At 45.8% G+C, this 1,789-nt stretch carries 2 protein-coding genes; one reads left to right on the top strand and one right to left on the bottom strand.

Features of this window, described 5'->3' with window-relative positions; translation table 11 throughout:
• Positions 1-866: Mrp/NBP35 family ATP-binding protein (locus F6K20_RS36900; RefSeq protein WP_287298183.1), on the bottom strand; the 866-nt coding region annotated here is incomplete at its 3' end.
• Between the two features lie 530 nt (positions 867-1,396).
• Between F6K20_RS36900 and F6K20_RS40350 the strand changes: the two genes are divergently transcribed.
• A complete protein-coding gene (locus F6K20_RS40350) occupies positions 1,397-1,723 on the top strand; it encodes an enolase C-terminal domain-like protein (RefSeq protein ID WP_353736896.1) in 327 nt (108 codons plus the stop codon).
• The last annotated feature ends 66 nt before the right edge of the window (positions 1,724-1,789 follow it).

The raw sequence follows: 1,789 nt of genomic DNA, 5'->3' as shown, positions 1-1,789 counted from the left end.
GAGCCAAACAGGTCATACTGACGATCGGGCAAGTCTGGTGGGATAAAGTAACTCATATTTTCTACGATTCCCAACACGGGGACTCCCATTTGCTCAAACATTTTCAAGCCTCGGCGGGAGTCTAAAAGAGCGACATTTTGGGGTGTTGTCACAATTACTGCTCCTGCCATCGGTACTGCTTGGGCTAAGGTTAGCTGAGCATCCCCAGTGCCTGGTGGCATATCCACAATCAGATAGTCCAATTCACCCCACTCTACTTGATAGAGGAACTGGCGAATAATTCCATTTAACATCGGTCCGCGCCAAATCACTGGCTGGTCTGGATCAATTAGAAATCCCATGGACACTAGCTTGATACCGTGGTTGAAGGCTGGCTCGATCACATCCCCCTGTTTTCCTTTCTGAACCATGACTTTGGCATCAGCTAATCCCAGCATGGCTGGAGCATTGGGACCATAGATATCAGCGTCTAGGAGACCGACTTTAGCCCCCAACTGAGCCAAAGCAACTGCCACATTTACCGCAACAGTACTCTTACCGACGCCCCCCTTACCACTGGAAATGGCTAAAATATTTTTCACGCCCTCAATACCAGTGCGGTCAGGTAAGGATTTTTGCTGAGGTGTTTCAGCGGTAACATCGACTACTACATCTTCTACTCCCGATAGCTGTTTCACTGCCTTCTGGCAATCCTCTACAATAAATTCCCGCAAGGGACAAGCTGGGGTGGTCAACACTAGGGTAAAACTCACTATACCGTTGTCAACCTTGACATTGCGGATCATATTTAACTCCACCAAACTCTTCTGGAGTTCGGGGTCTTGTACCGGTCGTAATACGTCTAAAACTGAATTTGTATCAAGCATCACAGATAGGCGGGCATAGCGTGTGTTATATAAGGCCACGAGGAATGGGGCTACGGTTAGATTGTAGAGCTTTTACGAGGCGAAGTGATTGCCAATCAGACTAAGAAAACAGACAATTGCTAAGCATTCAGCTGTCAGCTATCAGCCGTGAGTCTTGGGCTATGGCTGATAACTGAATGCTTAAGATAGCTGAATGCTTAAGACAATCGAGGCGATCGTTAGCAACTGTCTTGAACTGTATCGGATTGTTTTTGTATTTGACTCACAGTCTAACCCTTGTCTTCTTGTTTTGAACTGTATAGGATTGTTTTTGTATTTGACTCACAGCCTAACCCTTGTCTTCTTGTTTTGATGCAGTCGTTGATGGGGGAAACACCTTCCTTTTGGCCGTGGTGCATCGCTTTTAGGCTTGTTGTGATGCCCACCTACTTACTGACTCTATTTGTTATTTTGAACAACCCTGTGAAACCTATGAAGAATGTCTTCAAGTCCGTCGCGTCACATCTCATCTGATTATCTTAGATTAATGTATTCAGCGCTATGGGGATATTGTCCGCGCTCAAGGTGACCATGCTTGTGAAGCAATTGGGTTAAAAATTAATCGGGTTGCTGGTTTAACTAAAGCCAAGCGCATCCGAGATTTTTGTGTGGAAACTGGGATTCGGATGAATATTGAAGAAACTGGGGGTAGTGTGATTGCAGATACGGCAGCGGTGCATCTTGCCCAGGCAACTCCACGAATGTTTTTGCGTGCGACTTGGTTATGTAATGATATGCTAACTATTGACACAGCTACAGGTGGTGCCCGCAATCAAGGGGTAAAACCTTTGCGCCAGAAGCTCCAGGGCTGGGTGTAGAGCCAATACTTGATGTTTTGGGTGAAGCGATCGCGGTGTATAAATAAATAGATTAAAGAATGGTTT

This window comes from Moorena sp. SIO2C4 (assembly GCF_010672485.1).
GTDB classification, from domain to species: Bacteria; Cyanobacteriota; Cyanobacteriia; order Cyanobacteriales; family Coleofasciculaceae; genus Moorena; species Moorena producens.
This window is presented reverse-complemented; position numbering and strand designations above follow the sequence as displayed.